This is a genomic window from Phaeobacter italicus, assembly GCF_019801785.1.
Taxonomy (GTDB): Bacteria; Pseudomonadota; Alphaproteobacteria; order Rhodobacterales; family Rhodobacteraceae; genus Phaeobacter; species Phaeobacter italicus.
Map to the genome: position 1 here is coordinate 336433 of NZ_JAHVIJ010000004.1, position 13274 is coordinate 349706.

Annotated in this window: 17 protein-coding genes; 13 read left to right on the top strand and 4 right to left on the bottom strand. The window is 59.1% G+C overall.

Translation table 11 applies throughout. The features are described 5' to 3' along the window. The first annotated feature begins 29 nt into the window (after positions 1-29). From ffh to rimM, 8 genes are all read left to right on the top strand, one after another. On the top strand, positions 30-1553 hold the full coding sequence (ffh, locus tag KUV39_RS11940) for a signal recognition particle protein (protein ID WP_050674065.1): 1524 nt from the start codon (positions 30-32) through the stop codon (positions 1551-1553). Next, positions 1554-2099 carry a GNAT family N-acetyltransferase gene (locus KUV39_RS11945; RefSeq protein WP_222459854.1) on the top strand — a complete coding sequence of 182 codons (546 nt, stop codon included), beginning with the start codon at positions 1554-1556 and terminating at the stop codon, positions 2097-2099. A gap of 149 nt (positions 2100-2248) precedes the next feature. Then, positions 2249-2815, top strand: coding sequence for a GNAT family N-acetyltransferase (locus KUV39_RS11950; RefSeq protein WP_037303045.1), 567 nt, complete (start codon positions 2249-2251; stop codon positions 2813-2815). 37 nt (positions 2816-2852) lie between these two features. Beyond that, positions 2853-3455, top strand: a complete 603-nt coding sequence (locus KUV39_RS11955; protein ID WP_008563122.1) for a GNAT family N-acetyltransferase — start codon at positions 2853-2855, stop codon at positions 3453-3455. Positions 3456-3578: 123 nt separating this feature from the next. Next, positions 3579-3887 (top strand): chorismate mutase, encoded by a 309-nt coding sequence (locus tag KUV39_RS11960; RefSeq protein WP_037303044.1) that lies wholly within the window; start codon positions 3579-3581, stop codon positions 3885-3887. Between the two features lie 41 nt (positions 3888-3928). Beyond that, positions 3929-4297, top strand: a complete 369-nt coding sequence (gene rpsP, locus KUV39_RS11965) for a 30S ribosomal protein S16 (protein ID WP_008558971.1) — start codon at positions 3929-3931, stop codon at positions 4295-4297. Positions 4298-4301: 4 nt separating this feature from the next. Further along, positions 4302-4943 carry a 5,6-dimethylbenzimidazole synthase gene (bluB, locus tag KUV39_RS11970; protein ID WP_008559503.1) on the top strand — a complete coding sequence of 214 codons (642 nt, stop codon included), beginning with the start codon at positions 4302-4304 and terminating at the stop codon, positions 4941-4943. A gap of 148 nt (positions 4944-5091) precedes the next feature. Then, a complete protein-coding gene (gene rimM / locus KUV39_RS11975) occupies positions 5092-5595 on the top strand; it encodes a ribosome maturation factor RimM (RefSeq protein WP_046211587.1) in 504 nt (167 codons plus the stop codon). 12 nt (positions 5596-5607) lie between these two features. On the opposite strand, the gene KUV39_RS11980 is transcribed toward rimM, so the two are convergent. Beyond that, positions 5608-6690, bottom strand: coding sequence for a phosphotransferase family protein (locus tag KUV39_RS11980; protein ID WP_336512821.1), 1083 nt, complete (start codon positions 6688-6690; stop codon positions 5608-5610). A 13-nt stretch (positions 6691-6703) separates the two neighbouring features. Between KUV39_RS11980 and trmD the strand changes: the two genes are divergently transcribed. From trmD to xrtE, 5 genes are all read left to right on the top strand, one after another. Continuing rightward, on the top strand, positions 6704-7516 hold the full coding sequence (gene trmD / locus KUV39_RS11985; RefSeq protein ID WP_222459855.1) for a tRNA (guanosine(37)-N1)-methyltransferase TrmD: 813 nt from the start codon (positions 6704-6706) through the stop codon (positions 7514-7516). Between the two features lie 301 nt (positions 7517-7817). After that, positions 7818-8192: a 50S ribosomal protein L19 gene (gene rplS, locus KUV39_RS11990; RefSeq protein WP_008561639.1), complete on the top strand. Its 375-nt coding sequence runs from the start codon at positions 7818-7820 to the stop codon at positions 8190-8192. An 11-nt stretch (positions 8193-8203) separates the two neighbouring features. Beyond that, positions 8204-8425, top strand: coding sequence for a 50S ribosomal protein L31 (gene rpmE, locus KUV39_RS11995; RefSeq protein WP_008560160.1), 222 nt, complete (start codon positions 8204-8206; stop codon positions 8423-8425). A gap of 201 nt (positions 8426-8626) precedes the next feature. Further along, the gene (locus KUV39_RS12000) at positions 8627-9436 is read left to right on the top strand and encodes a division plane positioning ATPase MipZ (protein ID WP_037303043.1); all 810 of its coding nucleotides are present in this window, start codon (positions 8627-8629) and stop codon (positions 9434-9436) included. Continuing rightward, entirely contained in the window at positions 9423-11057 is a 1635-nt protein-coding gene (gene xrtE, locus KUV39_RS12005; RefSeq protein ID WP_244998340.1) for an exosortase E/protease, VPEID-CTERM system, read from the top strand. The genes KUV39_RS12000 and xrtE overlap by 14 nt, the downstream gene beginning before the upstream one ends. Positions 11058-11095: 38 nt before the next feature. Here the strand turns inward: xrtE and KUV39_RS12010 are convergent, their stop codons facing one another. The 3 genes from KUV39_RS12010 to KUV39_RS12020 form a co-directional block, all read right to left on the bottom strand. Beyond that, positions 11096-11392, bottom strand: a complete 297-nt coding sequence (locus KUV39_RS12010; protein ID WP_222459856.1) for a VPEID-CTERM sorting domain-containing protein — start codon at positions 11390-11392, stop codon at positions 11096-11098. 145 nt (positions 11393-11537) lie between these two features. Next, positions 11538-12764 carry an adenylate/guanylate cyclase domain-containing protein gene (locus KUV39_RS12015; RefSeq protein ID WP_046211592.1) on the bottom strand — a complete coding sequence of 409 codons (1227 nt, stop codon included), beginning with the start codon at positions 12762-12764 and terminating at the stop codon, positions 11538-11540. A 56-nt stretch (positions 12765-12820) separates the two neighbouring features. Beyond that, on the bottom strand, positions 12821-13261 hold the full coding sequence (locus KUV39_RS12020) for a MarR family winged helix-turn-helix transcriptional regulator (RefSeq protein WP_008561894.1): 441 nt from the start codon (positions 13259-13261) through the stop codon (positions 12821-12823). Between the last annotated feature and the right edge of the window lie 13 nt (positions 13262-13274).

Sequence of the window (13274 nt, forward strand, 5' to 3'; positions counted from 1 at the left end):
CGTTGAAACCGGCATAGGAGGCCGCAGGCATGTTTGAAAATCTATCCGAACGCCTTTCCGGCGTCTTTGATCGGCTCACTAAACAGGGCTCCCTGTCTGAGGAAGACGTCAAAACTGCTCTGCGCGAAGTCCGCGTGGCCCTGCTTGAAGCCGACGTTTCGCTGCCGGTTGCGCGCGACTTTATCAAGAAGGTGCAGGATCAGGCGACCGGCCAGGCCGTTACCAAATCGGTGACCCCTGGCCAGCAGGTCGTGAAGATCGTTCATGACGCACTGGTCGACACCCTGCGCGGCGAAGGCGACCCCGGCCAGTTGAAGATCGACAGCCCGCCTGCCCCGATCCTGATGGTGGGTCTGCAAGGTTCTGGTAAGACGACCACAACCGGTAAGCTGGCAAAACGCCTGAAGGAAAAAGAGGGCAAGAAGGTTCTGATGGCCTCGCTCGACGTCTATCGCCCTGCTGCGATGGATCAGCTGGCCGTGCTCGGGACCCAGATTGGCGTGGACACCCTGCCGATCGTGCCTGGCCAGAAACCTGTCGACATCGCCAAACGCGCGAAACAGCAGGCTGTCCTGGGTGGGTATGACGTCTACATGCTCGACACGGCCGGGCGTCTGCAAATCGACGAAGTGCTCATGCAAGAGGTCGAAGACGTCCGCGATGTCGTCTCCCCGCGGGAGACACTGTTGGTCGTCGATGGTCTGACCGGTCAGGTCGCCGTCGAAGTCGCCGAGGAATTCGACGCCAAGATCGGCATCTCCGGTGTGGTTCTGACCCGGATGGACGGCGACGGCCGCGGTGGTGCCGCACTGTCGATGCGCGCAGTCACCGGCAAGCCCATCCGATTTGTCGGCCTGGGCGAGAAGATGGACGCCATCGAGACCTTTGAACCGGACCGTATCGCGGGCCGCATTCTGGGCATGGGCGATATCGTTGCGCTGGTCGAAAAGGCGCAAGAGACCATCGAGGCCGAACAGGCCGAAAAGATGATGAAGCGCATGATGAAGGGTCAGTTCAACATGAACGACCTGAAGATGCAGCTTGAACAGATGCTCCAGATGGGCGGCATGGAAGGCATGATGGCGATGATGCCCGGCATGGGCAAAATGGCCAAGCAGGTGCAGGACGCCGGCATGGACGACAAGGTGCTGAAGCGCCAGATCGCCATGATCCAGTCGATGACCAAGAAAGAGCGCGCCAACCCCGCCCTGCTGCAAGCCAGCCGCAAAAAACGCATCGCGGCCGGTTCCGGCATGGAGGTCTCGGACCTCAACAAGCTTCTGAAAATGCACCGGCAGATGGCCGATGTGATGAAGAAGATGGGCAAGATGGGCAAAGGCAAGATGCTGAAACAGGCCATGAAGGGCATGTTCGGCAAAGGCGGCGGCATGCCTGATATGGCCGGTATGGACCCGTCCAAGATGGACCCCAAAGCGCTGGAAGCGGCGGCCAAGGCGATGGGCGGCGGCAAGGGCCTGCCTGGCGGCCTGCCGGGTCTGGGCGGCATGGGCGGCCTCCCCGGTGGCCTGAGCGGCTTTGGAAAGAAGAAGTAAGTGACCACTGCGCCCACCATATCCACCGCACGCCTTACGCTGCGCCACCACGTGATGTCGGACTTCGCGCCGCTTCACGCTGTGCTGTGCGGCGGGCGCGCGCGCTATATGGGTGGACCGTTTTCACTGAAAGACAGCTGGCAAACGATTGCGGCAGAGACGGGCAGCTGGTCCCTTTTGGGTCACGGCAGCTGGGCCGTTGAGCGCACGGAAGACGGTGTATTGGTCGGCCAGGTGGGCATCAACAGGCCGGCCCATTACCCCGAAGCGGAAATCGGCTGGATGCTGTGCAGCGGCTTCGAAGGCAACGGATACATTACCGAGGCGGCATCAGCAGTTCTGGACTGGGCATGGTCTCAGATGGGCGTGACAACTCTGGTCAGCTACATCACTCCCGGAAACGAAAAATCAGTCTTGGTCGCAAAGAGGCTTGGGGCCAAGCAGGACGCTAAGGCCGCTCTGCCAGAAGGCGAGACGCCTGCAGATACGCTCGTGTATCGCCATTTTGCACCAGACAGAGACGGCGGAATGGAGGGGCACGCATGATTGCCTCTCCGACTCTCCCGCCGTTTGCAGGCTATGCGCTGGCGCGCGGCTTAACCCCTTGTTTCCGCACATGTGGCATGATCTCGCAATCATCGACACAGGAACAGACTGCAACTGCGCGGGCAGCTGCAGTCAAAAAGGGTGTAGATATGCCATACACGGGCAACCGTTTCCCCAGCCTCCAGACCCGGAGGCTCCAGCTGGTCTCTCCTGCGGAGGCGGGGTTTGATGCGCATGAGGCATTCCTGCGCATTGGTGCACCGCGCTTTATTGATGCCGCCGATGACCCCGATGCGCTGTGGTGGTCCGTTGCCACCATCATCGGCCATTGGCACCTGCGTGGTTACGGCCTGTTTGCCGTCATCGAACGCAGCACCGGCCGTCCCGTTGGCCTGATTGGCCCCTGGTTCCCCAAAGGCTGGCCAGAGCCGGAGCTGTCCTGGCACCTGACGGAAGACGCCCGTGGCAAAGGATACGCCAGCGAGGCCGCTGAAGTCGTTCTGGACTGGCTGTTTCACGAAATGAAATGGAGCACCGTCGCCTCCTTCATTCCTGAAGACAACGATGCCTCCATTGCGCTGGCACAACGCATCGGAGCCCGGCCGGAGCAACTGGTTTCCTTCCGGCTGGCCCCGGCTGACAATATGCGCACGTGGCGTCACTATCCGGCGGCGCGCAGACTGGAGCAGCCGAGCATCACGGAGCGGCTGCAATGACCGTTTTCATGCTACACATCCAGATGGGGGTGCTGTGATGCCGTCCTCCATCCCTGTCATCGAAACCAAACGTCTGGTGCTTCGTGGACCGGAAGCCGAGGATTACCCCGACTTCAAGGCCACGTTCAGCTCTTATCGTGCGCGCTTCATGGGTGGGCCTCTCAATACCTATGAGGCATGGATGCTCTATGCAGCTGAGATCGGTCATTGGCAGGTTCGCGGCTTTGGCATGTGGATGATCCACGACAAAATCACCGAAGAGACGTATGGGATGGCTGGCGCCTGGCAACCAGCAGGCTGGCCCGAGCGCGAGATTGCCTGGATCATCTGGCCCGATGCCGCCGGCAAGGGCTATGCACTCGAGGCCACTCATGCAGCGCGCAACTACCTGTACGAGGTTCAGGGCTGGGATGGCGCAGTGAGCTACATCGATCCCAAGAACCTGGACTCGATTCGCCTCGCTGAACGTTTAGGGGCCAAGAAAGACCACGACGCACCGACCATCGATGGCAGTGACGCGGTCTATCGCCACCCCTCTCCGGCTGCGCTGCGGGACAGTCAGCTGTCCCATGGTATTGAGATGGAAATCAGCCACTACGCCGACCCACTCTTCAAACCGAAGGGATGGGCGCTTGACTGATATGCAAAAACACACAGAGCAGACCCCCGCACGGTGGTGTGCAGATATGCAGGTCGTGACAGGCTTTGCCTTCCCTGCTACCTGTGCCCAGCCCGCAGGGCAGTACATCTGATGGAGACCGGCATGACCACCGACAGCCAAGATCCCGTTGCCCGCGCAGCTCAGCTGCTCAAGGGGCACCGCGAAAGCATCGACCGTCTGGATGCGATCCTCGTCTATACTCTGGGCGAGCGCTTCAAGCACACCCAGGCTGTTGGTCGGCTCAAGGCCGAACACGACCTTCCCCCGTCCGATCCGACCCGCGAGGAAGCGCAGATCGCACGGCTCGAAGACCTGGCGAAACAGGCCGACCTGGACCCCGATTTCGCCAAGGCTTTCCTGAACTTCATCATTCAGGAAGTCATCCGACACCACAAGAAACACCAGGAATAACAGGGATATCCCTGAAAACGCCATCAAAGGAGACTGAACCCATGGCAATGAAAATCCGTCTGGCCCGTGGCGGCTCGAAAAAGCGCCCCTTCTACCGCATCGTTGCAGCTGACAGCCGCATGCCGCGCGACGGCCGCTTCATCGAGAAGCTGGGCACCTACAACCCGCTGCTGCCGAAAGACAGCGAAGAGCGCGTGAAAATGGACATGGAGCGCGTTCAGCACTGGCTGAGCCAGGGCGCACAGCCCACCGACCGTGTCGCACGTATGCTGGAAGCAGCTGGCGTCCGCGAAAAAGCAGAGCGCAACAACCCCAACAAGGGTACCCCGGGCAAGAAAGCTCAGGAACGCGCAGAAGAGAAAGCTGCAAAGGCAGCTGAAGCTGCCGAAGCGGCTGCTGACGCGGAATAAGCAAATGGATCTGCGGGAGAATTCGTTTCCTGAAGATTTCCGCAGCCAGCTTGATCTGTTGATGCGGGTCCGGCGCGATGTGCGCCGGTTCCGCTCTGATCCGGTGGACGAGGCAGTGCTGCAGCGCTGCCTCGGCGCCATTCAACTGGCCCCCTCTGTTGGGCTCAGTGAACCGTGGCGGATCATTCGCATCGAAAGCGAAGCCGCCCGCTCTGCCGCTCTGGCCAATTTCGAAACTGCCAACGCAGCTGCGCTGGCGGGATATTCGGAAGAAAAAGCCGAGCGCTATGCCAAGCTAAAATTGTCCGGGATGCGCGAAGCCCCCGTGCAGCTGGCAATCTATTGCGACGATGCGACCAGCAAGGGACATCGCCTGGGCGCGCGCACCATGCCCGAAATGCGCAGTTATTCCGTTGTGACAGCCGTCACGCTGTTCTGGCTGAGTTTGCGGGCAGAAGGGTTGGGTCTTGGCTGGGTGTCGGTGCTTGATCCCGAACAGCTGAACCGAGATCTCGATGTGCCGGATGATTGGAAACTAATCGGGTATTTCTGCGTCGGGCACCCTGAAAACGTCTCAAAAACTCCGGAGTTGGAGCAGCTGGGCTGGGAACAACGGCGCCACTCTTTGCCCATTGAAACCCGGTAGCCCCAATGTGGCGGCTGATCCGGCTTGCGGTTTTCGTGATGATCGCCTTTACCGCGGGTATCCTCTATGAACGCAATTACCAGAAAGAACGCTGTGGAAACGCTGGTGGCACGTGGTCATCTGCGCGTTTCTGCGAAGGATGGACAGAATGACTGAGCAGATTTGTGTTGGCGCCATTGCCGGATCGTATGGGGTGCGTGGTGAAGTGCGGCTGAAAAGTTTCTGCGCAATCCCCGAAGACATCGAGGCCTATTCTCCGCTCAGCAACGAAGACGGCACCCAAAGCTACACGCTGGTACTGGTCCGCGCCATCAAGAATGGCTTTACAGCGCGGGTCGGCGGGGTTGAGACCAAAGAACAGGCCGACGCCCTGAAGGGCCTGCGCCTCTTTGCGCCACGCGACCGCCTCCCCAGCTTGCCGGATGATGAATATTATCACACCGATCTGATGGGCCTTGAGGTCTACGACACGGGTGGCACTCTGCTGGGGACGGTCAAAACGGTGCAGAACCACGGCGCCAGCGATCTTCTGGAGATCACTGTCCCAGGCCATAGCAGCACCATCTTGCTCCCTTTCACGCTGGCTGCGGTACCAACTGTAGATCTTGCGTCAGGTCGCATCATCGCAGATCCGCCCGAAGGATTGTTCTGACGGTTTCAGAGGTCACGCTCCGTCTTCCAACAACGCGTCCAAAACACGTAGGGCACCGGCCAAGGCATCGGCGGTGCGCCGGTGTTGATACGATGGCCTCGCCGCCAGACCGGACCACAGTTTGAACAAACGCCAGGTGAAGAAAAACCGGAAAAGCGGATCAACCGTCAGCCGCATGCCATATCCGTCTTCGAATGCCGCCCAATCCGCACTGGCAATACCACCGAAACCGGGCTGGCATCCGTCGGGTGCCAGGTGGTCCGGGCAGTTCGATATCCAAATATCTGCGATGTCCCGGTAGTGGTAAATTCCCTTGTGGTTTGAATAATCGATGAAGGACACATCGGTATCGGACATCATGATATTCCGCAGATGCAAATCGCCGTGTTCTATCGCACCGCGAAAAACCTGGCCGCGGGCCGCACGTCCTGCGCGATGCAGCAACGCACATAGGCCTAGGAATTTTTTGGGCTTCGGAACTTGGAATTGCCCCGCCCGCACAGCCTCTGCCCGAGTTGAAACCTGTTTCAGGAATGGCTTGGGCCAAAACCTTTGATCTCCAACATCCGACACACGGTGAAGCGCCGCAACAGCATGCCCTATCCGCCGAAGCACCTCTGCCCGCTCAGCCAACCCATAGTCACTCAGCGATAGTGCGCGGTATGCTGTGTCGCCCTCGGCGAACTCCATCAAGACAACACCGCTATCCCGATCACGCCACAATATCGAAGGTGATGACACACCTGGGACCGCTCTTAACCTCTCCGACGCCTGTTGATGCCTGTCCAGAGACTTCAACTGCTTCGCGGCGTTGATTTCATCAAATACCGCCCTCAATACATAGCGTTGCCCGGTTGCCGTCTGAACCATCTGAACGCTACGGACATGCTGGTACCGGCTATTGACCATTAGCTGGCGGAACCGGGCACCTTCGGCAGCCAGACCAAGGTCCGATGCAATACGGGGCCAGACCGCTTTGGCACGCGCCTGCACCGCATCAACTGCGACCTGATCCTCATGGCCAGCTACGATTGGGGGCATTCCCGATTTCATCCAAACACCAAAGCTTTTTATTGCGTGGAATTCTGACTGCACTAAACAGCACCGTATGACAGCACCAAACAAATCTCACGGCCGCAAGGCCATTCGCCCCTCGTTCAAACCGCGCGAGCTGATGACGCCGACGCCGGATTTGGTGGGCGTCTGGAAGGCCAAGATCATGACTTTGTTTCCGACGGCCTTTCCCGGTGTCCTTGGCGAAAGCCTGACCGGCAAGGCGCTGCAGGAAGGGCTGTGGCAGATGGAAACCGTCGATCTTCGCCAGTTCGGTGTCGGCAAACATCGCAATGTCGACGACACACCAGCAGGCGGCGGCGCGGGCATGGTGCTGCGCCCCGATGTTCTGGGCAACGCGATCGAACACACGATGGCGGACACCGCTGGCAAATGGCCACTGATCTACCTGTCCCCGCGTGGTCGGCGCATGGATCAGGCGTTGATGCAGGATCTGGCCCAATGCGATGGCGTGACCCTGCTGTGTGGCCGGTTTGAAGGCGTAGATGAACGGGTGCTGGAACACTACGGCATCATGGAGGTCTCGCTTGGCGACTTTGTCATGACGGGCGGCGAAATCGCGGCACAGGCGCTGATTGACGCGACAGTCCGCCTGATTCCGGGTGTCCTGGGTAACCAGGCCTCCACCGAGGAAGAGAGCTTTTCATCGGGCCTCTTGGAACATCCGCAATACACGCGCCCTGCCGAATGGAAAGGTCGCAAGATCCCCGATGTTCTGATGTCGGGCCATCACGGCAAGATCGAACAATGGCGGCAAGACATGAGCGCAGAGATCACAAAGGCGCGCCGCCCCGATCTTTGGGCTGCGCATGAAGCCAAGCAACAGGACGGGTCTGATAAGGACTGAGGCCAAAACAGTTCTGTCGCCATGAAAATAAGGGTCAGATGCGTGTCACAGCCCTTGATTCACACATAAGGCGGGCGTAAAAGGCCCCGGTCTGGATTCGCATCTGCGTCTTTGGACTTTTGTGCTGTTGTATCACACACCTGAACACGTCTTCTTCGACGCATTGGGGATCGCGGCACAGATCAAGGAAAGAACGGGGTGATCTCTGGCGGGCTGCACATGCGGGACCCGGTGAAGACCAAGAGCTCTCGCGACCGCGCAAAACTTCGTGGAGCAACCACGAGCAACATAGGAGACGATCATGGACCTGATCGCACAGCTGGAGGCGGAACAAGTTGCCGCCCTGGGGAAAGACATCCCCGATTTCAAAGCCGGTGACACCATCCGCGTCGGCTACAAAGTGACCGAAGGCAGCCGTTCGCGCGTGCAGAACTACGAAGGCGTCTGCATCAGCCGCAAAAACGGTTCCGGCATCGCCGGTTCCTTCACCGTTCGCAAGATTTCGTTTGGCGAAGGCGTGGAGCGTGTGTTCCCGCTGCACTCGACCAACATCGACAGCATCACCGTCGTTCGCCGTGGTCGCGTTCGTCGCGCCAAGCTGTACTACCTGCGTTCGCGTCGCGGTAAGTCCGCACGTATTGCAGAAGATACAACCTACAAAGCCAAAAAAGCCTGAGGAGTGGTATCATGAAAGCAGACACCCATCCCGAATACCACTTCATCGACGTCAAAATGACCGATGGCACCATCCTCAAAATGCGCTCCACCTGGGGCAAAGAGGGTGACACTCTGTCCCTGGACATCGACCCGACCGTGCACCCCGCATGGACCGGTGGCACCACCCGTCTGATGGACGCCGGTGGCCGCGTATCCAAGTTCAAAAAGAAATACGAAGGTCTGGGCTTCTAATCGCCGTCCTCCGCATTTCGGGAAACGCCGTCCATTTGGGCGGCGTTTTCTTTTTCACGCTTCGCCCCCGTCTATGTTGCAAAATAGAGCCTAACTCAGAGCCTAACCAAGGGATTTGACGGCTTCCCATAGAATCGACCGGGCAGTATACTTGACCCAAATATGCGCGAAAATTCGCGCAAGGTTCTGGGGGAAGTAGACGTGGCGCATATCATTGTCGTCGGGAACGAAAAGGGCGGTGCAGGCAAATCAACCGTCTCCATGCATGTCGCAACCACCTTGGCCCGTTTGGGGTTCAAGATTGCTGCGCTGGATCTGGATCTGCGGCAACGGTCCATGGGCCGTTATCTGGAAAATCGCAAAACCTTCATGCAGCAGGCTTCGCTGGACCTGCCGCTGGTTGAACTGCATGAACTGCCAGAAATTGATGCCGACAGCCTACAGCCCGGCGAAAACATCTACGATCATCGCCTGTCGGCCGCAGTCTCCGAGCTGGAACCCAACAACGACTTTATCCTGATCGACTGCCCCGGCTCGCACACACGGCTGAGCCAGGTTGCGCATTCGCTCGCCGATACGCTCATCACACCGCTGAACGACAGCTTTGTAGATTTCGACCTGCTCGCACATACCGATCAGAAGGGCGAGAAAATCACTGGGCCCTCTGTCTACTCCGAGATGGTATGGAACGCCCGCCAGCTGCGCGCCCAAGCCGGCTTGAAGCCCATCGACTGGGTGGTGATCCGCAACCGTGTCGGCACACAGCGGATGGTCAACAAGGAAAAGATGGAGCGCGCCATCAACATGCTGTCCAAGCGGATCGGCTTTCGGGTGGCGCCCGGCTTTTCCGAGCGTGTCGTCTTTCGCGAATTGTTTCCGCGCGGGCTCACCCTGCTCGACCTGAAGGACATCGGCGTCAAGCAGCTCAATATCTCCAACATCGCCGCCCGCCAGGAACTGCGCGACATGATGAAGGCATTGAACCTGCCGGGCGTGGATGTCGACATCTGAGCATATGACACCTGCTGGGGGCATCTCTGCCCCCAACAGGATTGGCGCGCGCCGTCTGTTCTTTGTACTCGCCATTGCAGTGGCAGAGTTGATGGCCGTGATGGTCGCCTACCAGCTCATTGCAAATGTGCACTGCAAGTTTACGGGGGCAGATCTTGCCTGTACTAGCGTACGCTCGATTGCCGGGCGTCTGATTGCAGCACTGACTGTTCTTGGTCTCTATCTTGTCCTGGTGCAGAGCGCCTATCACCGGCTCGTCCTCGCGATCGGCGAGGCGCCGAAACGCGCCTCGGCGCTGGCGTTGAATGCAGTTGGCGTGCTGATCGCCTTTGCCCCACTCGCCCTGTTTGGGCCCAGTGGGATCAATGCCTGGATCTCTCCCACTCTGATCCTGATCTGTCTTGGCGGCGCCATTGCTGGCGTTGGCGGCCTTTTGGCTTTGATGCCGTTGGCCCGCTGGCTTTCCTGGCTTCGCGCAAGCGGCCGCACGCTCATCCTTGCGCTTCTCGTCGCGCTCATCATGCCGGATATCACCCGCATGATGGAGCCGATCTGGAATATCGAGGCCCTGACCAGCGTGACCTTTTTGCTGGTTTCCATTGTGCTCGAAGCAACAGGCGCATCCGTGTGGACCGACGCGAGCGAACATCTGATCCGGGTTGATGGGTTCCTCGTAGAAATCGGCGAGCCTTGCTCAGGTGTCGAAGGCTTCGCGTTGGTGACGACCTTCATGGCGCTTTATGCGCTGCTCATGGGCCGTGATGTCCGCCAGAGCCGCTATTGGCTGATCCTCTTTCCCGCAGCGCTCCTGCTGAGCTGGACCTTCAACATTGCGCGTATCGCCATCCTGATTCTGATCGGGGCCTGGGTTGCGCCCGAACACGCCGTCAACGGTTTCCACAGCTATGCCGGATGGCTGATGTTCACCATCCTGGCGCTCTTGGTTCTCGCCATTGCCCACCGTTCCCGTCTGCTGCAAAGCAATCCCGAAGCTGTCGCAGCCGCCTCTGCCGTTTTGCCGCCCGTGCGGGCAGATCTGCTCTTGGCCTCAATCGTGCCGTTCATCGTGATGATGTTAAGTGGCGTCCTTGTGGCGGCCCTATGGGCAGATCCCGCCGACGGCTACCCGTTGCGGGCCGGCATGATGGCAGCCGCATTGCTGGTTTTCTGGCCAGCGCTGTCGCGCCTTCGCTATCGCCCGCAACCCTTGGATATTGCCGCCGGGGCGGGGATTGCCGCTGTCTGGATCCTGCTGTCCGCCCAGGATGTGACCCGCGGCGTGAGCGACGATCCTCGTGGTCTGTTCTGGATCGGATGCCGCCTGCTTGGGACCATTGTTTTGGTGCCCGTCATCGAGGAGCTGTTTTTTCGCGGATACCTGTTGCGCCGCATTGCAGGCGAAAGCCAACCGTTGGCCCGGGCTTTGATCGGGTTGATCGTGACATCCGCGCTCTTTGGTTTGATGCATGATCGGTTCGCCCTTGGCATGGCGTCCGGAGCGATCTTTGGTGCGCTTTATCTGCGCGGTGGGGGGCTGCCTGCGGCGATCGTCGCCCATATGGTTGCAAACGCTGCTATCGCCTATATGGCCCTCGCCACCGAAAACTGGGCCCTGATCTAGATCCAGCTTCCTCGCTTGCTCGTTTATGATCGGGTGTTTCAGGCCATCCGGCGTCGACGCAGTTCCCATGCAAGCAAAAGCGCAGCAGCAACCGCCGCAAGCGCCAACATGCCAGCGCTCACATCAATCTCGGGCACAGTCTGGCTTCCGCCGTTGCCGTTTCCATTGCCGTTCCCGCCACCATTGCCCCAGCCGTTTCCCCAACCATTGCCATTCCCGTTTCCAGGGCGGCCATTGCCCTGCGGCCATTCACCGGCTGCAAAAACCACTGGCGCGGTTACGGCCCAGGCCACAATACCGGCAGTAAACGTCCCAAAGCGGGAAAAAAGGGTCATCGATCTGCTCCAAATCTGCTCATGACCCGATATTGGCTCGCCCATAGCCCGGAAATGCGGGCAAGGTGGAATCGGGTCTTGAGCCAGATCTAGTGGGCAATATTGGGCAAATTAAGGCAAAATTAACCCTATTTTTCAGCCCGAGTTATCCGTCGACCTCACTGTCGTAAATCGTGAACAGTTCAATCGGCTCTGCGACACCGCGCAACATGTAGCGCCCCAGAGACACAAGATCTTGCGGACAGGGATGTGCAACCTTCTGGACGTATTCCGACACGATGATGCTCCGCCCAACAGAGGCATGCAGTCCTGAAATTCGTGCGGTCTGGTTCACCGTCGGGCCGATCACGGTGAAATCGAGCCGATTTTCCGACCCGATATTGCCATAGAGGATCTCGCCCGCATGAAGGGCGAGCGTAAAATCAGCTATGGGCAAACCGTCGGCAGATCGCTCTCGGTTGCGCTGCCGGATCTGACGTTGCAATTCACAGGCTGCGGAAAGGGCCGCGTGCGCATCTTCGGTGACGCTGCCCAGGTCGAACATCGTAAGGATGCCGTCGCCCATGAACTTCAGTATGTTTCCGCCAAATTTCTGGATCGTCGCAACTGCGACGCCGAAATAGTCGTTCAACATCTCGATCAGCTCGGTTCCGGGAATCTGCTCCGCCAACTGCGTAAAGCCCTTGAGATCGAAATAGCAGATCACAGCGTCGATTTGCCGTGACGAACCGCGTGTGATCTCTCCCGACATCACGCGACGCCCTGCGTCCCGACCCAGATAGACCTGCAACAGGTCCTTTGCCATCTGCTGGGTCGATGCGGCGCGCATCGCAAGCCCGAGGTGCGGATAGGTCTGGCGGATCAGGTTCAGATCAGACTCGCTGAAACCGTCCCGCGCGTCGGTTGTCCACGAAGACAAGATCCCCTCTCCCGGGCGGCGGGGGTCAAATGGGGCATCAATGAAATCCCCAAAGCGCAGGATCATCGACAGATAATCGGTACCACCGCTCTTGCGAAATTCGGCCAGGACGGGAAAGCGGTCTAGCGCCGGGCCTTCCAGCCTGCTGCGAAATTCCGGCACGTTTTGATCCAGCATGTAATAAAATGGGCTGCGCAGCCATTCATCGCGAGGTGTGTCGCTATGCTCGAAATACTCGTGGTAGACGCCGCCATCGCGGGTCCAGGTAAAACCCGTTCCCCCGTATTTGGGGTGAAACGCACGCTGCGCCAGGTGGAACCGTCGCAAGGGAACACCCGCGTCAGCAAGACGCTCCGCGTAGCCTTGCAACATTTCCTGGCGGTCAGTGTCCTGTAGTCCGGCCGAGGTAAGCCACTGAACGATCGCTTTGCTGCGCGGGTCATCATCCGTCATCTGACTGGCCCTGTTCCCTTTTTATCCGTTCCTCGCCAACTCTCGGCGTCGGGCGGCTATTGGTCAATCCCTGCCAGCTTGCGCAGCATGTGACGCAGCGCCTCGCTTTCGCCTTCGCTTAGCCGGGAGGCCAGCTGGCGGTCGTAGATGGCGGCCTGCTCTCGCAGGTCCCGATAGGCAGCCTCTCCCTGTGGCGTCAGCTCCAGATGTTCGGCACGCCTGTCCTGTTCATCCCGGTTGCGCACGACAAATCGCCGCTCGGCGAGTTTGGCGACAGCCCGGCTGATCTTGGTTTTGTGGATCTTGGCGCGCTGACCAATCTCCGTTGCGGTCATCCGACCGTAGTTGCCCAGGTGAAACAGAACCCGCCATTCATTGCGCAGCATCCCGTAGCGGTTTTTATAATGCTGCTGAAATTCGAGCGAGCTCTCTTCCGCAGCGCGATTGAGCAGATAAGGCAGAAAATCCTGCAGAGTGAAGTCATCTTTTTCGGTCATGCTGCCGACCTAT

Bases quoted from the DNA above. Each gene is read 5' to 3' on its own strand.
- ffh (WP_050674065.1), top strand. From the start codon at position 30: ATGTTTGAAAATCTATCCGAACGCCTTTCCGGCGTCTTTGATCGGCTC.
- KUV39_RS11950 (WP_037303045.1), top strand. From the start codon at position 2,249: ATGCCATACACGGGCAACCGTTTCCCCAGCCTCCAGACCCGGAGGCTC.
- KUV39_RS11955 (WP_008563122.1), top strand. From the start codon at position 2,853: ATGCCGTCCTCCATCCCTGTCATCGAAACCAAACGTCTGGTGCTTCGT.
- KUV39_RS11960 (WP_037303044.1), top strand. From the start codon at position 3,579: ATGACCACCGACAGCCAAGATCCCGTTGCCCGCGCAGCTCAGCTGCTC.
- rpsP (WP_008558971.1), top strand. From the start codon at position 3,929: ATGGCAATGAAAATCCGTCTGGCCCGTGGCGGCTCGAAAAAGCGCCCC.
- bluB (WP_008559503.1), top strand. From the start codon at position 4,302: ATGGATCTGCGGGAGAATTCGTTTCCTGAAGATTTCCGCAGCCAGCTT.
- rimM (WP_046211587.1), top strand. From the start codon at position 5,092: ATGACTGAGCAGATTTGTGTTGGCGCCATTGCCGGATCGTATGGGGTG.
- trmD (WP_222459855.1), top strand. From the start codon at position 6,704: ATGACAGCACCAAACAAATCTCACGGCCGCAAGGCCATTCGCCCCTCG.
- rplS (WP_008561639.1), top strand. From the start codon at position 7,818: ATGGACCTGATCGCACAGCTGGAGGCGGAACAAGTTGCCGCCCTGGGG.
- rpmE (WP_008560160.1), top strand. From the start codon at position 8,204: ATGAAAGCAGACACCCATCCCGAATACCACTTCATCGACGTCAAAATG.
- xrtE (WP_244998340.1), top strand. From the start codon at position 9,423: ATGTCGACATCTGAGCATATGACACCTGCTGGGGGCATCTCTGCCCCC.
- KUV39_RS12010 (WP_222459856.1), bottom strand. From the start codon at position 11,392: ATGACCCTTTTTTCCCGCTTTGGGACGTTTACTGCCGGTATTGTGGCC.
- KUV39_RS12015 (WP_046211592.1), bottom strand. From the start codon at position 12,764: ATGACGGATGATGACCCGCGCAGCAAAGCGATCGTTCAGTGGCTTACC.
- KUV39_RS12020 (WP_008561894.1), bottom strand. From the start codon at position 13,261: ATGACCGAAAAAGATGACTTCACTCTGCAGGATTTTCTGCCTTATCTG.